We start from the raw sequence: 18,328 nt of genomic DNA on the forward strand, positions 1-18,328 counted from the left end.
CTGCTCTGGCTAAATGCTGGTGCGGTGGAAGTTCAGGTGGCTGCGGCTGGCGGTGGGACCGCGCTGGCCCTGGTACCGGTTGCCGTACTCGCCCTGGCCGTAGGGGTACTCCGCAGCCGAGCTCAGCCGGAAGAAGCAGAGCTGCCCGATCTTCATGCCCGGCCACAGCTTGATGGGCAGGGTTGCCATGTTGGAAAGCTCGAGGGTGACGTGGCCGGAAAAGCCGGGGTCGATAAAGCCGGCGGTGGAGTGCGTCAGCAGGCCGAGCCGGCCCAGGGATGATTTGCCTTCCAGGCGGGCCGCGATGTCATCCGGCAGCGTCACGGTTTCATAGGTGGAACCCAGGACGAACTCCCCCGGGTGCAGGATGAAGGCCTCGTCCTGCTCCACTTCCACCAGCCGCGTCAGCTCAGGCTGCTCCTGCGCCGGATCAATGTGTGCGTACTTGTGGTTGTCGAACAACCGGAAGAATTTGTCGATCCGGACATCCACGGACGACGGCTGGACCATCGCGGGATCAAACGGTTCCAGCACGATCCGCTGGGAATCAATTTCGGCACGAATGTCGCGGTCGGAGATCAGCACCGTCCCAAATTACCGTATTGGTTATCCACAGCCACATTCCCCCGTTGTTGCTGTGGCCTTGTGGGGCTAATGTTGCGAATGATAGCCGCCGGAATGGTCTCCCGGAGGCGTAACAGAGCTGGGGATGTTTGTGAATAAATTTGTGGCGCCCTCTTTTATTGGCGTGCTCTGCGCGTGGGCACTGGTCTCTTCGTCAGTTGCGGTGCCTCCCGCGCCGCTGCAGTTGGGCCAGGCAGGAGCAGCGGGCATCTCGCTGGCGGCTCCCATCGTGCACGACGCCGGGACATCCGCCCAGAGGGACGGCACCGCCGGGAGCCTCACCCCCGCCGTGGACCCGGACATCCGGGTCGCTTCACCCCTGCCGAATGTCATCGCCGCGCCCACTGCAACTTCCGCGCCCACTGCAACCGCCGGCACAGCTTCACCTTCCACGGCTGAGCCCGCGGCCGCCACGGAATCGGCACCGGCGCCCTCCGTCGTTTCGCCGGAGCCGGCCCCCCAAACAGTTTCGCTCCCCCCGCTGTGGGCGCCGGACCAGGAACTGGCTTCGCCTCCCGCCACCAGGCTGGCGGCCCCGGAATCCGCCACAGCGCTTCCCTCCACGGAGGCACTGGTCCCGGATTCCAACGCAGCGGCCATCCTTACCGTGTTCACCAGGATCAACGAGTACCGGGTGGCCAACGGCCTGAACAAGGTCAAGTACCACCCCACGGTGGCCGGCCTGTCGCAGGAATGGTCGGACAGCATCGCCAGCCGCGAGGTGATCGAACACCGGGCAAGCTTCTGGACGGATCCCCGCGCCCTCAGCCCCAACAACGGCGCCGGCGAGGTCATCGCCATCCGTACCGACCGCGACGCCGCCCAGCTGGTGGAATGGTGGAAGGGATCACCGGGCCACAACGCCATGCTCTTGGACCCGCGTTTCAACGTGATGGGCGCCGGAATCTCCTACACCAACTCCACCTACCAGATCTGGGGCGTGGTGAACTTCTTCGGCTACACCACGCTGCCGGCGGGCACCCTCGATTCGCCGGGCGGCGCAGGAGCCAGCGGCGCCTTCCCGGCACCGCCGCCAAGCCTGTGCGACGCCCCGGTCAAACACATGCCGCCCACCCTCAACCTCACCGCCGCGGCGATCACCGGCCCGGCAGACCTCGTGTCGGTTGACTCCGCCGGGCAGCTGCTGGACAGGGCATCCACCGGGCCCCGCACCTATGCCGCGGCCAAGGTCATCGGTTCAGGCTTCAGCGGAGCCAAGGAAGTCTTCGTCACCGACTGGGACCGTGACGGCATATACGACGTCCTGACCCAGTGGACCGGCGGTGACCTGACACTGCACCGCGGCAACTCCGGCGGCGGGTTCCAGGCCGCCATCGCTCTCGGCAGGGGCGGATGGAACACGCTCACCCTGGCGGTTGGCGGCTGGTGCGCCAACAACCGGATGCCCCAGATCCTGGCCCTGGACGGTGCCGGGAACCTGTTCCTCTACGCCAACAAGGGCACGGGTGATATCGCGGAGCGTGCCGCCGTTGCGGCCGGCGTCTACGCTTCCCGCCTCGCCATGGTGGACTACGACGCCGATGGCTTCCAGGACCTGCTGGGACTGAAGGGCGACGGAAGCGTGCAGCTCTACCGCGGGTGGGGCACCACCGCCCTTCGTGCGGAGGCGCGGCCTACCGTGGCCACCGGCTGGACGGATGTCACCGGAATCAAGGCGCTGCGCAATGTCACCGGGCTGAACTCCACGGGTATAGCACTCCGCCGGGCCAACGACACCGTGCAGTACTGGGACCTGACCGGGGGAAGCCTGGCCTCGGCGTCGGCCATTGCCGGGCCCTGGACCGGTCAGCGGCTGGCCCAGTAAGCCGGGGATGCCGGCTGCGGCTCAGATGACCGGTTGAAGTTCCAGCACGTGCTTCAGCCGGTCCAGTTGGGCCACATCCGCGCTGACGCGGCGCTGCAGCATTCCATTCAGGAATCCAAACCTGCTCAGGAAACCGAAACGGCCCTCGCGTTTGGCTTCCATGGCAAACCGGACCCGCGTCCCGGCGTCGTCGGTGCTCAGGTAGTAACCGCCCCAGCGGGTAGCAGGCCCGGAAACAACATGGAACTGGATTTCTGCACCGGGCCGGACATTGGTGACTTCCAGGTCCGCGGGAATGCTCAGGCCGGAGCGCCCCGCCACCATTTTGCGGTAGACGGCACCGGCGGCCTCGGCCGGGCCCTGCACGAGCTTTACACTGCGGACATCGTTCCGCCAGGCGGGGAGATTGGTGGCGTCAAGGAGGTACTGGTAGACGGCCATGGCGTCGCGCTCTATGAGGACCTCGTATTCTGCGATTGCCATGTAGATATTTCCTGTGGTTGACGTCGGCTGCCGCAATAGCTGCCTCCCCCACTGCGGCCGCTACCCGGATCAGGTTAGCCAGCGCTCAACGGCCAAACCTAGCCGGCAGCGCCGACGTTATTGAAGAGTTACTGGATGACGTCATGCGTGCCGGGACACGGTACCCGCCGCCTGCCGGGTTGGCGGGGAGCCCCGAGATCTGCGCTAAGCTAAGTTCTGCCCCGCGCGAGTGGCGGCACTGCGGCTGTAGCTCAATGGTAGAGCGCTAGCTTCCCAAGCTTGATACGCGGGTTCGATTCCCGTCAGCCGCTCTGATCTCCCGCTTCCCATAAAGGGCAGCCTCCCCCGGAGCCCATTAGGTGCACGGGTGTAGTGTCGGTAGCCAGGAACCTTTTCGGTTCCGCTACAGGAGCAATCATGGCTGATAAGTCCCCGCGTCAAACGGCATCAAAAAAGTCCGGAAAGTCCATTAAGGAAAAGCGCGCAGACAAGAAGGCCGCCGCGGCGCCGGCCAGCTCCTTGGACACCACGTCCAGCAAGGCCGCTAAAAAGAAGTGAGCGGCCAACAGACCCAGCTGAGCCTGGGCGTCCTGGCCTCTACGCTGAAACCGGACGAGCGCCGTGTTCCCATCCACCCGCTGCACTTTGAGCGGATCGAACCCGGACTGCGGCAGCGCATCATCCTGGAGCAGGGCTATGGCGAACGCTTCGGCGTCCCGGACAGCCACCTCTCACCTTTGGTGGGACGAATGGCGGCCAGGAAAGAGCTGTTGGCCGCGGCCGACGTCGTACTCCTGCCCAAACCCCAGCCGGAAGACCTTGCCGACATGCGCGACGGGCAGGTCCTCTGGGGGTGGCCGCACTGCGTCCAGGACCGGGCCATCACCCAGCTCGCCATCGACAAGAAGCTCACCCTCATCGCGTTCGAGGCGATGAACCACTGGGCCAGCGACGGCGGGTTCGGCCTGCATGTGTTCCACAAGAACAACGAGCTGGCCGGATACTGCTCGGTCCTGCATGCGCTGGCATTGACCGGCTCCACGGGAGACTACGGACGCCGCCTGAGCGCGGTCGTGATCGGCTTCGGCGCCACGGCCCGGGGTGCAGTGACGGCGCTGAATGCGCACGGCATCCACGACGTCCAAGTGCTCACCAACCGCGGTGTGGCCGCGGTGGGCGCACCGATCCATTCGGTGAACATCGTGCAGTTTGACCACGACGCCGAGGCCCCCTTCCTGAGCCAGGTCATCACGGAGCGTGGCCGGGTTCCCCTGGCGCCGTTCCTGGCCGAAAGCGACATCGTGGTCAACTGCACCCTGCAGGACCCGAACAATCCCCTGACGTACCTGCGGACAGAGGACCTCACGGCCTTCCGCCCGGGCAGCCTCATCATCGATGTCTCCTGCGACGACGGCATGGGATTCAGCTGGGCCCGGTCCACCACGTTCGCCGATCCCATGTTCACGGTGGGTGACCACATCAACTACTACGCGGTGGACCACAGCCCCTCCTACCTCTGGAACTCTTCCAGTTGGGAGATCAGCCAGGCCCTGCAGCCGTTCCTCGAAACCGTGATGGCCGGCCCGGCCGCGTGGGAAGGCAACGACACCATTGCGCGGGCCATCGAGATCCGTGACGGTGTCATCCGCAATGACACCGTCCTCCAGTTCCAGGAGCGGGGCCCGGAGTATCCGCACCGGCCGCTCCACCTGGCTGCCCTCTAGGCACCGCGCCTACGCGCAGCACCTGGGCACCTGGGCACCTAGGCACCAGCGTGCCCAGGCTCCTGCGTGCCTAGGCTCCTGCCCGGCTGACGATCCTGACCGGCTGGCCGCCCTTCAGATCCATCCGGAGCTTCAATCCCCCCTTCCGTGCCAGGATGACGCCCACGGTCATGGCCGCCAGCGCGGGAACGCCGCCGGAGACCAGCAACGCAACGTGGGGATCGGCATGTTCGGCGATCCAGCCCAGCATGGGGCCGCCCAGTGCCTGGCCGCCGATCAGCACCATGATGTACAGGCTCATCACCCGCCCGCGGATGCCCATGTTGGAACTGACCTGCACCAGCTGGTTGGAGCCGGTGAGGAACATCAGGCACCAAAAACCAGACAGCACCATGACGGCGCCAAACCACACCATGGACGGGGCCAGAACTGCAAGGCAGAGCATCAGGCCGTACATTCCGGCGCAGAACACCACGGACCGCAGGCGGAGCTGCCGACGGCGGGTGGACGCCACGGCGCCGGACAGCGCGCCCAGTGCCACCAAGGCATTGAGGAGCCCGTACCCGCCGGCGCCGACCTTGAAGACGTGGTCCGCGAAGGCGGCCAGAAGCACCGGCAGGCTCATGGCGAAGACAGAGATGAAGCCGGCCATGAGCCACGGCCAGTAGATGGTGGGCTTGCTCAAGGCATAGCGCAGCCCCTCACGGAGCATGCCCTTGGTCTTGGGCGCGGGGGCGCTGACATACAGCTGGTCCTTGCGCAGGATCAGGAGCATCGCCACGGTGGAGCAGCAGGCCACCGCGTTGGCGGCGAAGGCCCAGCCGGCCCCCACCGCTGTGAGGAGCAGCCCGGCAAGCGCAGGGCCGATCAGGCCGCCCAGCTGGAAGGTGGTGGAGTTGACGCTGATGGCGTTCCGCAAATACCGGGGGCCAACGAGCTCGTTCACGAACACCTGGCGGGCCGGCTGGTCAAGGACGGTCACCAGGCCCAGTACCAGCGCGATGGCGTAGACATGCCACACCATGATGGCCCCGGTGAGGGCCAGGGTGGCCAGTGTCGCGGCCAGGATGGCGGCCATCCCTTGGCAAAGGATGAGGATCTTCCGCTTGGCGAACCGGTCGGCGATCATGCCGCCCCATGGCCCCAGCAGCAGGGAGGGCAGGAACTGCAGCGCCACGGTAATGCCCACAGCGGTCACGGATCCCGAGAGCTGCAGCACCAGCCAGTCCTGGGCGATCCGCTGCATCCAAATGGCGATGACTGCGATGAAGTGGCCGGCGGCGAAGATCCGGAAGTTGGGCACTTTCAGCGAGATGAAGGTGTGCTTCCAGGGGAGCCGCTCCGCGACGACGGGAAGCGGCTGGGTCTGGCTGTCCGGCGGCGCTGAGCCCGCCGCGTCGATAACTGGCTGGGAGACGGAGGCCGACGAAGGCGGTGGGGGTGCCACAGGAGTGTCCTCAAAATTGCGGGCGGTCTGGGATGCCCTTAACGCTAGGCTGGCGGAGCAGATTATGGAGGCGTATGGTCCCTATAACTCGTATTGCAAAACGCAATGACCTATCAGAGCGGAAGGCCGGGGAGCCAATCATGTTCGAGCCAGCCCAGCTGCGTTCCTTCCTCGCGGTGGCGGACACCCTCAGCTTCACCAAGGCCGCCGAGCGGCTGGGGCTGGCGCAGCCCACCATCAGCCAGCACATCCGCAAACTCGAAGCGGCAGCCAAGCGCAGCCTGATCACCCGGGACACCCGGGACGTCCGGCTCACCGACAACGGCGATGCGATGGCAGGCTTCGCCCGGAACATCCTGTCCGCGCATGACGCCGCCGCCCGCTACTTCTCCGGCTCCGCGATGCGGGGACGCCTGCGGTTCGGCACCGCGGATGACCTCGCCATCACCGGGCTGCCCCGGATCCTGCGTGAATTCCGGCAGATCTACCCCCAGATCAACCTGGAACTGACAGTGGGGCAAAGCGATCAGCTGTACCGCAAGCTCAACGCCGGCCAGCTGGACCTGGTATTCGTGAAATGGGTGGCGGGTGCAAAGGACGGCACCGTGGTCCAGCATGACTCGTTCTCCTGGGTGGGGCTGGAGCAGACAGTATTGGAGCCGGGGACCCCGGTGCCCCTGATCGCCTACCCGGCTCCCAGCCTCAGCCGGAAGCTGGCCATCGACGCGCTGGAAGCCAACGGCAGGACCTGGCGGATCACCTGCACCACCCGCCAGATCAGCGGCGTGCTCGCGGCGGTTCGCGCCGGCATCGGCGTGGCCGTCATGCCCACGTCGCTGGTGCCCGAGGATCTGAAGATCATCACCCGGCGCTTCGACCTTCCCGCCGTCGGGGACGTGGACTTCACCCTGATCCGCAACCCGCTGGCGAACGCCGAAGTCATCGATGCCCTCACCCAATCGATCGTGGGCCGGACCATTAACCGCCAAACTTGACCCCCCGCTGTCGCAATTTCCAGCATTTAGGGGAGTTAGGGGGCCCGTGTCCATTGATAGGGGAAGTGGCATCCCCTATGCTGATCTCCAAGGTCAAGCAGCAGGCCAGTTCACCCAAAACAAGTGCGCATCCGCATGCCGGAACGCCGCCCTTGGGACAGGCAGCCAATGACGACAGCCAGGAACACCCATCTCAGTTCTGCGCACGCGCGACCGTACTCCACAGCACGGCCGTCCACCCGCCAGAACACCCTCGGAACCGGACACGCCTCCGTAGACTCCGGATACGTGGGAAGACCCACCTGCGACAAATGCCGTACCGACGAATTCGTCTACCTTGAGTCGTACATTCCGCCCACGTACCGCCGTGACGGAACAGTGGCCACACTGGGCGAAGTGGCCTACACCTGCACCCGCTGTGAGGAATTCTCAGCCCACAGCGTCCCCGTTACCTGGACGCCGCCCGGCTGGTATCTGGGCTAAAACCACCTGGTCTCCGGGCTAAAGCGATAAGGCCGGGCAATCACCATCAGGTGGCTGCCCGGCCTTTTTAGCGCCGGGAACTTATCCCGGACGGCTCAATCCCGTACTGATCAGATCAGCGCGTCCGACAGGTGGTTCGGGGTGCCGAACCGGTGTGCGGTGATGCTGACGGCCTGTTCGTGCAGGAACGGCAGCAGCTCCACCCGCCCGGCCTCGGTGACGGCGTGGGCGTAGATGGCCAGGTCGGGCCTTCCGCCGGTGGCCTCGGCCAGCGCCGAAGAGTCACCGCCGATAAGGCGGATGCGGGCTCCGGACAGCTTGCCCGCGGAGGCGAGGTGTCCCGCCGACGCCAGCCAGCCGGCGTCGGACTCCACCGTTACCTCGATGTCCTGTGCGGTGAGTACGGAGCGCAGCTGGGCGGGAAGTTCGACGGCGGAGGACACGGTGAGTGCGGATCCCGCCACAACGCCGGCGGCCACGGTCCGGACGAGGTGGGCCAGCGGTTCGCCTTCGGACAGCCGGATGGTGACCGGCAGGCTGCGGTAGCGGAAGATATTGCGCTCGGCGCTCAGCCCGGAAACGTCCTTTGCCGTGCCGAACTCCCCAGCCCATGCTTCGGCGTCAGAGGCCAGGGCACGCTGGACGGACTCAAGCTCAGCCGGTTGCAGGGCGGAGCTCGCCGCGTTGAGGATGCGGCTGACGGCCGGGTGCGTGACCGGGGCCGTGGCGGTGCTGGCTGCGGGGGTCCAGTCACCCAGGCCGGCCAGGTAATTGGGGCCGCCCGCCTTGGTGCCGGCGCCGACGGCGGACTTCTTCCAGCCGCCGAAAGGCTGGCGCTGCACGATGGCGCCGGTGATGCCGCGGTTGACGTAGAGGTTGCCGGCCTGGATGGTATCCAGCCAGATGCCCAGTTCCTCCGAGTTCAGCGAGTGCAGGCCGGCAGTGAGGCCGTACTCAATCTGGTTCTGGATGGCGATGGCCTCTTCCAGGGTGTCCGCGGTCATGACGCCCAGGACCGGCCCGAAGAACTCGGTCAGGTGGAAGTAGGAACCGCGCTTGACGCCGTAGCGCACGCCCGGGCTCCAGAGACGGCCGGCGTCGTCCAGCTTCTTCGGTTCCACCGCCCAGTTCTCGCCGTCACCCAGGGTGGTGAGGGCGTTGAGAAGCTTTCCGTTAGCGGGCTCAATGATGGGCCCCATCTGGCTGGTGGGATCCTCCGGGTAGCCCACCTTCAGCGAGGTGACGGCGTCGATGAGCTGGTTGTGGAACCGCTTGGACTTGGCCACGGAACCCACCAGGATCACCAGTGAGGCCGCGGAGCACTTCTGGCCGGCATGGCCGAACGCGGAGTAGGCCACGTCCTTGGCCGCCAGGTCCAGGTCGGCGCTGGGGGTCACAATGATGGCGTTCTTGCCGCTGGTTTCGGCCAGCAGCGGCAGGTCCTTGCGGAAGGACCGGAACAGTTCGGCGGTCTCGTAGCCGCCCGTGAGAATCACGCGGTCCACCGCCGGGTGGCTGATCAGCTGCTTGCCGAGCTCCCGCTCCCCCAGCTGCACCATGGTCAGCACGCCCTTGGGCACGCCGGCTTCCCACAGCGCCTCCACCATGACGGCGCCGCTGCGGGCGGCCTGCTTGGCGGGCTTGATCACGACGGCGGAGCCGGCGGCGAGTGCCGCAAGGGTGGACCCTGCCGGGATGGCCACCGGGAAGTTCCATGGCGGCGTTACAACGGTGAGCTTGGCAGGGACGAACGTGGCGCCGTCGACCTTGTCCAGCTTCCGCGCGGACTCCGCGTAGTAGTGGGCGAAGTCCACTGCTTCGCTGACTTCCGGATCACCCTGGTCAATGGTCTTGCCGGTCTCGCTGGCCATGACCTCCAGGAGGTCTGCCCTGCGGGCCTCCAGGATCTCGCCGGCCCGGTGCAGGATTTCGGCACGCTCGGCGCCGGACATGGCACCCCAGGCTTTGCCCTTGTCCACGGCATTGGCGATGGCGGAGTTGAGGGTTTCTTCGTCGTTAATGAACGCGGCCTTCACCGAGGCGTTGCCCAGCGTCGACGTCGCGACGCGTTCCAGGATGGCGCGTCCCCAGGTGCGGTTGGCAGGCAGCGCGGGGTCGGTGTCCGGGGTGTTCCGGAAACCGTTGTGCGGCATGGCCTCCGGGGGAAGGTTCCGGTCCTGGCGGCGGTTGGGCAGTGGCACGCTGTTGTCCAGGGCTTCAAGGGAGGCGAGGAAGCGCTGCTTCTCGCGCTCGAACAGGCCTTCGTTCTCACTGAGTTCGAACACGGCCGACATGAAGTTGTCCTGGCTGGCGCCCTCTTCGAGGCGGCGGATCAGGTAGGCAATGGCGACGTCGAACTCGGACGGGTGCACCACGGGGGTGTAGAGCAGGAGGGAGCCCACGTCCTTCTTGACGGCCTCCGCCTGGCCTTGCGCCATGCCCAGCAGCATCTCGAACTCGATGCCGGATTCCACGCCGCGCTGCTTGGCCAGGAGCCAGGCGAAGGCGATGTCGAATAGGTTGTGGCCGGCAACGCCGATGCGGATGTTCTTGATCCGATCAGGGTGCAGTGAGTAGTTGATGACGCTCTTGTAGCTGGTGTCTGAATCCTGCTTGCTGCCCCAGGTTGCCAGCGGCCAGTCGTGCAGGGAGGCTTCCACCTGCTCCATCGGCAGGTTGGCGCCCTTGACCACGCGGACCTTGATGCTGGCGCCGCCATTGGCACGGCGTTCAGCGGCCCACTCCTGCAGGCGGATCATGGCGGACAGGGCATCCGGAAGGTAGGCCTGGAGCACGATGCCGGCCTCAAGGTCCTTGAACTCGGGCTTGTCCAGGATCCTGGTGAAGACCGCGATGGTCATGTCCAGGTCCTTGTACTCCTCCATGTCCAGGTTGATGAACTTGGCCTTCTTACCCGGGCCGGCGAAGGAGTTGGCGCGCTGGAAGAGCGGGGTGAGCTTTTCGACGACGTGTTCCACGGCTTCGTCGAAGGCCCAGGCCGAGTGCGGGGCAACGGTGGAGGAGACCTTGATGGAGACGTAGTCGACGTCGGGGCGCGCCAGCAGGGTGTGGGTGCCTTCGAGCCGGCGGGAGGCCTCGTGCTCACCCAGGACTGCCTCGCCCAGGAGGTTGACGTTGAGCTTGATGCCGTCCTTGCGGATCTTGGCGATGGCCGGGCCCAGCTTGGCGTCGGTGGCGTCAACGATCAGGTGTCCCACCATCTCGCGGAGGACTTTGCGGGCGATGGGGATGACCACCTGCGGCATCACCGGGGCCATGGTTCCGCCCAGTGCCACGGCGCTGCGCATGTACCAGGGCAGGAAGGCCGGAACCTTCGGGGCCAGGGCGGCCAGGTTGCGGGCTGCCACCTTCAGGTCCTCGGGGCGGACCACGCCGTCCACGAAGCCAACGGTGAATTCCAGCCCGTTGGGGTCCTTCAGGACGCCGGCGAGCTGCTGGGCGGAGGCGTCCACCGGGACCTTGGCGGCCTCGGTGAGCCAGCGCCGGACCAGGGCCACTGCGTCATTGGCGAGGGCCTTTGCCTGGGGGACGTCGACGTCAACGGTCTGCTGTGCGGTACCGGCGGAAACTGCTGGTTCCATTGCAACGTGGGTCATGGTTTTTCCCGATCTTTCTGGCTCTGGGAGGAGGTCTTTCCACCAGTATGAGCTTCCGCTCACATAAGATAAAGCGATCTTTTCCAACCAATACAGGTTAGGAAAACCGATGCATTTCTCGGGCCTCCCAGGCGCCCTTAAACTCCAAGCGGCAAGCCCGGCCCCTCCCGTTGCTCCATCACTTTTGGTCCCTAAAACGGCTGTTTAGGGACCAAAAGTGATAGAGGAACTGGTGTTGAGGGGCAGGGCTTGCCGCGCGTCCCGGGACAACCCGCCAAAAGTGGGCGGGCGTCGGGAGCGAGGGTTAGCCGACTGGCCGGTGCATCTCCACAATTTCCTGGTGCCGGGGGCTGTTGGGGTTCATCAGGGAGTGCTTCCGGCCATAGCCGAAGTAAATGACCAGGCCGACGATCAGCCACACGACGAACCGCAGCCAGGTCTCCCAATGCAGCTGCAGCATCAGGAAGGCCGAGGCCAGGACACCGAAGGCCGGGACCACTGGCATCAGCGGCAGTCGGAACGTGCGCGGCGCGTCGGGTCGCTTGTAGCGGAAGATGATCACGGACAGGCAGACGACGACGAACGCGGCCAGGATGCCGATGTTGGTCAGGTCCGCGACCGCCTTGATGGGGAAGACACCCGCCAGGAAGGCGGACGCGATGCCGCCGATCCAGGTGACGCGCTGCGGGGTGCCGTGGCGGTCGGTCTTGGAGAACCAGCCGGGAAGCAGGCCGTCACGGCTCATGGAGAACCAGACGCGGGTGACGCCCAGCAGGAAGGTGAGCATCACGGTGAGGATGGAGAGCACGGCGAACACGGAGATGATGGTGGCGATGACGGGCAGGCCAACCGAGGTGAAGGCGGAGGCGAAGCCTGCCTTGGGGTCGATGTCCTTGTAGTTCTGCATGCCGGTCAGCACCAAGGTGGCGGCAACGTAGAGCAGCATGGCGATGATGAGCGAGAGCACGATCGCCTTGGGCATGTGCTTCTTGCCGTCCTTGGCTTCCTCGGCCGCGGTGCTCATGGCGTCGTAACCGAAGACTGCGAAGAAGACAGTGGCGGAGCCGGCAACCACAGGGCCGAAACCGCTGGGCATGAACGGGTTGTAGTTGTTGGTGTCGATGTAGAACACGCCGAGCCCGATGATGAAGAGGATCAGGATCACCTTGATGGCCACGGCCACGAGCTCGAACCGGCCGAAGGCCTTGGTGCCGCGGGAGAGGATCCACGTGACCAGCAGGCAGACCAAGATGGCGGGGATGTTGACGATGCCGCCCTTGCCCTCGTCTGCGGTTGAGGTCATCCAGATCGGCAAATGGATGCCGATACCGGACAGGAAGGCGTCAAGGTAGCCGGAGATGCCGATTGCCACCACGGCCACAATGGCGATGTATTCCAGCAGCAGGTCCCAGCCGATGAACCAGCCGATCACCTCGCCAAGCGCTACATAGCCGTAGGTGTAGGCAGAGCCGGCGCGCGGGATCATGCCCGCGAACTCTGCGTAGGACAGGGCTGCGGCCGCTGAAGCCAGGCCTGCAATAAGGAAGGAAATCAATACCGCGGGCCCCACCCCGGGTGTACTTTCGCTGCCGGCGGCCACCAGTCCCGCAAGGGAAAAGATGCCGACGCCGATAATTCCGCCAACACCGATGGCGGTGAGCTGCCACAGCCCAAGGGACTTAAACAGTCCACTGTGCTTGTTTTCTTCTTCGATGTCATCAATGGGCTTTCGCCGCATTATCGATTGGCTCAAGTCTTTAGTGCTCATCAGGGACTCCTGCTCGGGGGTGCGACCCCGCCGCGGCACGCCAAGGAAACTGGCTGTGACGGGGGTAACTCGGTTTCAACAGTATGCGTGCGCGGTTGCGTTAGATAAAGTGGCTACTTCTAACCTATATTCGTTAGTTTCAGTTAGGAATCCGCCATGCTTGACGTTCGCAGGCTCCGGCTGCTCCGTGAGTTAAGCATCCGGGGGACGCTCGCCGAGGTGGCTGAGGCACTGCAGTACAGCCCGTCGTCGGTATCGCAGCAGCTGGCCCTCCTGGAGAAGGAAGTGGGCGTGGAACTGCTCCGGAAGACGGGGCGGCGGGTGCAGCTGACGCCCCAGGCCGAGGTGCTGGTGGCGCACACGGCGCAGCTGCTCGAAACCATGGAGCAGGCGGAGGCGGACCTGGCCGCATCCCTGACCACCGTCACCGGAACGGTGCGGATCGCGGTGTTCCAGTCCGCGGCGCTGGCCCTGATGCCGGACACCTTGACTCGGATGGCCGCCACCTATCCCGAGGTCCGGATCGAAATGATCCAGCGTGAGCCCGAGACCGCTCTGCATGAGACGTGGGCGCGCGACTTCGACCTGGTGATCGCCGAGCAGTATCCCGGGCACGCTGCGCCGCGCTACCCGGAGCTGGACCGGGTCAAGCTGACCACCGACGCCATCCGGCTGGCCGTTCCCCCTGCGTCCGACGACGGTCCCGGCATCCGTTCGCTGGCGGACACGGCGGAGCTCGCCTGGGTCATGGAACCGAGGGGTGCGGCGTCGCGCCACTGGGCGGAGCAGGCTTGCCGCAGCGCCGGCTTCGAGCCGGATGTGCGCTTTGAAACCGCCGATCTGCAGGCCCAGGCCAGGCTCATCGAGTCCGGTAATGCCGTGGCCCTGATGCCGGACCTGGTGTGGACCGGCCGCGGCACCACAGCCCAGCTGCTGGAGCTTCCCGGCACACCGCACCGCACCATCTTTACCTCGGTCCGCCGCTCCAGCGCCCAGCGCCCCGCCATCCTGGCCGCCCGGGAGACCCTCGCTGCGGCCGCCGCCGCAGTGGCACGGGACGACGACGGGTGACCGGCCGCCGTCGTCCGCGTCCCAAACTGCGCCATCACGCACCACTTCACTGCGCAGGCGCGCCCCCTGCGCACTGAGGTCCGGCATCGCTGGGCAAGCGTGCACCTGAAATGCGTTGTGTTTCCTGCGTCACTGCAGGTAAAGGGCCGCAGGTCTAGACTGGAGCCGTTATGAATCGAACAATGTTCAAGTCCAAAATCCACCGGGCCACCGTCACGCACGCCGACCTGCACTATGTAGGGTCAGTCACCGTGGACCTTGACCTGCTCGAGGCCGCCGACATCCTGCCCGGCGAGCTGGTGTCCATTGTGGACGTCACCAACGGCGCCCGACTTGAGACCTACACCATCGCCGGCGAGCGCGGTTCCGGCGTGATCGGCATTAACGGTGCAGCGGCGCACCTTATGCACGAGAACGACATTGTCATCCTGATTACTTACGCCCAGATGACCACCGAAGAGGCCCACGCCTACCAGCCGCGCGTGGTCCACGTGGACGCAAACAACCGGATCATCCAGCTGGGCAACGATCCCGCAGAGGGCCTCACTCCCGGCATGATGCGCCCCCCTTTCGCGCTTAACAACTCCACCCTGTAACCGGCGCGTGCGTCCCGGTCCCTTCCTCCGCTGTGCCCAAAAGGCTGATCCTTGTTAGGGGTGCTGGCGGGGTTCTTCGTGGTCTGGTGCATCATCCTGGTGGGATGGTTCGTGGGCCGGCGGAGAATCCTCGGCGATAACGCCCGCCCTGTACTCAGTGGCCTGACGTTCTTCGTCGCCAGCCCAGCACTGCTTTTCGAAACCCTCAGCAAGGCGCGCCTGCAGGAAGTGTTCGCCGAACCGCTGCTGGTTACCGCGGTGGCCGCCATTATTACCGCCGCCGCATTCTTCGGCCTCGCCAGGTTCTGGCTGAAGCGGGCACTCCCCGAAGCGCTGATGTCCGCCATGTCCGCGTCGCTGGCGAACTCCGCAAACCTTGGTATTCCCATTGCGGTATATGTCTTGGGCGACGCCAGTTACGTGGCGCCGCTGCTGATCTTCCAGCTGGCGTTCTTCACACCGATGTTTCTGATGATCCTTGACTCGAGCACCAGCACGCACCGCACCACCGCCGTGGGGTTTTTCCTGATGATCCTGCGGAATCCCATGATCGTGGGCTCGGGCCTGGGGCTGCTGGTGGCCGGCACCGGCTTCCAGGTTCCGGCGCTGGTCATGGAGCCCATCCACCTTATTGGCGGCGCGGCGATCCCTGCCATGCTGATCGCTTTCGGGATGAGCCTGAACGGCACCCGCCCGCTGCAGGCTTCCGCCGGCCGGCGGGTGGACACGCTGCTGGCGAGCGGCTTCAAGCTGGCGGTCCAGCCGGCCCTTGCCTATGTTTTCGCCCGCTTCGCCTTGGGGATGGACGGGCACGCGCTGTTCGCGGTGGTGGTCACGTCGGCCCTGCCCACCGCCCAGAACGTGTTCGTGGCCGCCAGCCGGTACCAGACCGGGCTTACGGTGGCCAAGGACACCGTGCTGATCACCACCGTGGTGGCAGTGCCGGCGATGATCGGCGTCGCGCTCCTGCTGGCGTAAGGCTGCTTTACAACGTGACCACAACCGCTGCTTGGAGGGCTGATGAACACTGTTCTTGACACCGTGGTGATCGGCGGCGGCGCCATGGGTTCTGCCGCGGCATGGGCGCTGTCGCGCCGGGGCCGGCAGGTGACGCTGGTGGAGCAGTTCGGTCCGGGGCACAAGATCGGCGCGTCCCACGGGGCAACCCGGAACCTGAACCCCGGCTACCACCGGCCGGAGTACGTGGCCATGCTCGCCGAGGGGCTGGCGCTGTGGGACGAGCTGGAGCAGGAAAGCGGTACGCAGCTGCTGGCGCGCACCGGAATCGTCAACCACGGCCCGGGCGGGGACCTCCAAAAGGTTTCAGATGCCCTCACCGCTGCCGGGATCCGCGCCGAATTCCTGGACCCGGCGGAGGCCCATGAACGCTGGCGCGGCATCCGCTTCGACCAGCAGGTCCTGCATATGCCCGACGGCGGCCAGCTCAACCCTGAAGCGGCGCTGCCGGCTTTCCAGCGGCTGGCCTCCGCCCGGGGCGCCGAGATCAGGCACCACACCAAGGCCGTGGACTTTGAGGTGTTCGACGACGGCGTGCGGCTGACGCTGGAATCGGCTGCGGGCACCGAGGTGGTCACCGCAGCACAGGCAGTGGTGACGGCGGGCGGCTGGACGGAGAAGCTGCTGGAGATGGCTTCCGGCAGGGTTTCAGGCACCGCTTCAGACCGGGAGGCTCCCGCGATCCGGATTCCCCGGCTCAGGGTCACACAGGAGCAGCCGGCGCATTTCCGGGTGGTGGATGAACGGGCGCTGTGGCCCGGCTTCAACCACTACCCGGGGCCGGACTACCGGGGCTGGTACTCCCCCGTCTACGGCATGCAGACCCCGGGCGAGGGCATCAAGGCCGGCTGGCACGGGGTGGGCCCGGTGGTAGATCCGGACCACCGCGATTTCCGGCCCGAACCGACCCAGCTCGCAGCCCTGCAGGATTACGCGCGGCAGTGGCTGCCGGGAGTGGACCCCGATGACCTGGAGGCCATCAGCTGCACCTACACCACCACGCCTGACGAGGACTTCATCCTGGACCGGGTGGGGCCCGTGGTGATCGGCGCCGGTTTCTCCGGGCACGGCTTCAAGTTCACGCCGGTGGTGGGGCGGATCCTGGCTGATCTTGCCACCGGAACCCGGCCCGCGCCGTCGATCTTCCGCGCGTCCCGCCAGGCACCCTAACCGGCACGGCCCTCCGAGCTGGGCACGGATTCCTCCACGGGTTCCGCGGAATCCGCCGCAGGTTCCCCAGTTTCCGCCGCCGGTTCCGCAGTTTCCGCCTTGACCGCGGGCATGGCCAGCACTGCCGCGACGGTCAGCAGCCCGGCCACCAGCGCTGCCAGGAACACCGCCCCGGATGCGGAAATCACGGTGGCGGGGTCCCCCTCGCCGCCGCTGCTGCCGCCGTAGATGGAGTTGGCCACGGCACCGAACACGGCCACGCCCAGGGCACTGCCGATGGAGCGGGCAAACATGTTGGTGCTGGTCACCACGCCGCGCTCGTGCCAGGGCACGCTGGACTGGGCGGCGATCAGGGTGGGGGTGGCCAGCAGGCCCAGGCCCAGCCCGACGACGAAGCAACTGACGGCGATCAGCGCCACGTTGGGTGCGGCCGCAGTCAGTGACAGGATCAGCAGGCCCACCACGGAGATGGCTATGCCGATCAGGGCGGTGGACTTGAAGCCGATCCGCAGGTAGAACTTGCCGGCCTGCGAGGCGCTAAGCGGCCAGCCGAGGGTCAGGGCCGCAAGGGCCAGGCCGGCCACCAGGGGTGAGGAGGACAGTGCCCCCTCCAGGAAGGTGGGCACGTAGGAGGTCAGGCCGATCATCACCGTGCCAACCCCGAAGGACACCAATGCGGTGGTGCCCAGCAGGCGCCGCGAAACCACCCAGGAGGGCAGGATGGGTTCGGCCGCCCGCCGCTCCACCAGGAGGAACGCGGCCAGGAGGACTGCGCCCACCGCAAAGACGCCAATGCTGACGGGGGAGTTCCATGCCCAGGCCTGGCCGCCTTGCAGGGCGCCGAGAATGAGCAGGCCAAGCGAGCCGGCCAGGAGCACGGCGCCGGCGTAGTCCACCTTGTGCTTTGCCCGTTCCACGTTTTCGTGGAGGGTGCGCACCAGCATCCAGCCAGCCAGCAGGCAGAGCGGGACGTTGACCAGGAAGATCCCGCGCCAGATGCCCAGCGCGGAGAAGATGCCGCCCAGGCTGGGGCCCACTACCGAGGAAACGGCCCAGACGCTGGCCAGGTAGCCCTGGACCTTGGCGCGCTCCTGCAGGGTGTAGATGTCGCCCGCGATGGTGATGGATACCGGCAGCACCGCGCCGGCGCCCAGTCCCTGCAGGGCGCGGAAGGCAATCAGGGACGGCATGCTCCAGGCCAGCCCGCAAAGCACCGAGCCCAGCAGGAACAGGCCAATGCCGGTCAGGATGATGGGCTTGCGGCCCGCCATGTCAGAGAGCTTGCCGTAGATGGGCACGGTCACGGCCTGCGCCAGCAGGTAGGCGGAAAAGAGCCAGGGGAAGGAGGAGAAGCCGCCCACGTCACGGACGATCGACGGCACGGCCGTGGCCACGATGGTGGAGTCGATGGCCACGAGTCCCGTGGACAGCATAAGGGCGATGAGGATGGGCCCGCGGTCGGACCGGAAGCCTACGCCTTCCTTTGCATTCGCTTGTGCCTTCGCCAT

At 66.1% G+C, this 18,328-nt stretch carries 15 protein-coding genes and 1 tRNA gene; 10 read left to right on the forward strand and 6 right to left on the reverse strand.

All coding sequences use genetic code 11. From position 1 onward, the window contains the following. Positions 1-9: 9 nt before the first annotated feature. The gene (dcd, locus tag FBY36_RS07410) at positions 10-585 is read right to left on the reverse strand and encodes a dCTP deaminase (RefSeq protein ID WP_018769967.1); all 576 of its coding nucleotides are present in this window, start codon (positions 583-585) and stop codon (positions 10-12) included. A gap of 124 nt (positions 586-709) precedes the next feature. Here dcd and FBY36_RS07415 point away from each other — a divergent pair, with 124 nt between their 5' ends. Beyond that, positions 710-2,449: a CAP domain-containing protein gene (locus tag FBY36_RS07415; protein WP_142118205.1), complete on the forward strand. Its 1,740-nt coding sequence runs from the start codon at positions 710-712 to the stop codon at positions 2,447-2,449. 21 nt (positions 2,450-2,470) lie between these two features. On the opposite strand, the gene FBY36_RS07420 is transcribed toward FBY36_RS07415, so the two are convergent. Beyond that, positions 2,471-2,932, reverse strand: coding sequence for an SRPBCC family protein (locus FBY36_RS07420; protein ID WP_142118207.1), 462 nt, complete (start codon positions 2,930-2,932; stop codon positions 2,471-2,473). 240 nt (positions 2,933-3,172) lie between these two features. On the opposite strand from FBY36_RS07420, the gene FBY36_RS07425 reads away from it, so the two are divergent. From FBY36_RS07425 to FBY36_RS07430, 3 genes are all read left to right on the forward strand, one after another. Next, positions 3,173-3,243: transfer RNA gene (locus FBY36_RS07425), tRNA-Gly, on the forward strand. 106 nt (positions 3,244-3,349) lie between these two features. After that, positions 3,350-3,490 carry a hypothetical protein gene (locus tag FBY36_RS20680; RefSeq protein WP_200830458.1) on the forward strand — a complete coding sequence of 47 codons (141 nt, stop codon included), beginning with the start codon at positions 3,350-3,352 and terminating at the stop codon, positions 3,488-3,490. Beyond that, positions 3,487-4,656, forward strand: coding sequence for a N(5)-(carboxyethyl)ornithine synthase (locus FBY36_RS07430; protein ID WP_142118209.1), 1,170 nt, complete (start codon positions 3,487-3,489; stop codon positions 4,654-4,656). Before FBY36_RS20680 ends, FBY36_RS07430 begins: the two co-directional genes overlap by 4 nt. A gap of 70 nt (positions 4,657-4,726) precedes the next feature. Here the strand turns inward: FBY36_RS07430 and FBY36_RS07435 are convergent, their stop codons facing one another. After that, positions 4,727-6,103, reverse strand: a complete 1,377-nt coding sequence (locus FBY36_RS07435) for an MFS transporter (protein ID WP_142118210.1) — start codon at positions 6,101-6,103, stop codon at positions 4,727-4,729. A gap of 140 nt (positions 6,104-6,243) precedes the next feature. Between FBY36_RS07435 and FBY36_RS07440 the strand changes: the two genes are divergently transcribed. Continuing rightward, positions 6,244-7,098, forward strand: a complete 855-nt coding sequence (locus FBY36_RS07440; protein ID WP_142118212.1) for a LysR substrate-binding domain-containing protein — start codon at positions 6,244-6,246, stop codon at positions 7,096-7,098. Positions 7,099-7,386: 288 nt separating this feature from the next. After that, a complete protein-coding gene (locus tag FBY36_RS20815; protein ID WP_235008753.1) occupies positions 7,387-7,581 on the forward strand; it encodes a hypothetical protein in 195 nt (64 codons plus the stop codon). 110 nt (positions 7,582-7,691) lie between these two features. On the opposite strand, the gene FBY36_RS07450 is transcribed toward FBY36_RS20815, so the two are convergent. Further along, entirely contained in the window at positions 7,692-11,198 is a 3,507-nt protein-coding gene (locus FBY36_RS07450) for a bifunctional proline dehydrogenase/L-glutamate gamma-semialdehyde dehydrogenase (RefSeq protein WP_142118216.1), read from the reverse strand. Between the two features lie 304 nt (positions 11,199-11,502). Next, positions 11,503-12,966, reverse strand: coding sequence for an amino acid permease (locus FBY36_RS07455; RefSeq protein ID WP_142118218.1), 1,464 nt, complete (start codon positions 12,964-12,966; stop codon positions 11,503-11,505). A 156-nt stretch (positions 12,967-13,122) separates the two neighbouring features. Between FBY36_RS07455 and FBY36_RS07460 the strand changes: the two genes are divergently transcribed. From FBY36_RS07460 to FBY36_RS07475, 4 genes are all read left to right on the forward strand, one after another. Continuing rightward, positions 13,123-14,037: a LysR substrate-binding domain-containing protein gene (locus FBY36_RS07460; protein WP_142118220.1), complete on the forward strand. Its 915-nt coding sequence runs from the start codon at positions 13,123-13,125 to the stop codon at positions 14,035-14,037. Positions 14,038-14,207: 170 nt separating this feature from the next. Further along, positions 14,208-14,633: an aspartate 1-decarboxylase gene (gene panD, locus FBY36_RS07465; protein ID WP_200830459.1), complete on the forward strand. Its 426-nt coding sequence runs from the start codon at positions 14,208-14,210 to the stop codon at positions 14,631-14,633. Positions 14,634-14,684: 51 nt separating this feature from the next. Then, positions 14,685-15,611 carry an AEC family transporter gene (locus tag FBY36_RS07470; protein ID WP_142118222.1) on the forward strand — a complete coding sequence of 309 codons (927 nt, stop codon included), beginning with the start codon at positions 14,685-14,687 and terminating at the stop codon, positions 15,609-15,611. A 42-nt stretch (positions 15,612-15,653) separates the two neighbouring features. Further along, positions 15,654-16,820, forward strand: coding sequence for an FAD-dependent oxidoreductase (locus FBY36_RS07475; protein ID WP_142118224.1), 1,167 nt, complete (start codon positions 15,654-15,656; stop codon positions 16,818-16,820). Here FBY36_RS07475 and FBY36_RS07480 read toward each other — a convergent pair. Continuing rightward, a complete protein-coding gene (locus FBY36_RS07480; protein ID WP_142118226.1) occupies positions 16,817-18,328 on the reverse strand; it encodes an MFS transporter in 1,512 nt (503 codons plus the stop codon). The genes FBY36_RS07475 and FBY36_RS07480 overlap by 4 nt on opposite strands.

This window comes from Arthrobacter sp. SLBN-122 (assembly GCF_006715165.1).
Taxonomy (GTDB): domain Bacteria; phylum Actinomycetota; class Actinomycetes; order Actinomycetales; family Micrococcaceae; genus Arthrobacter.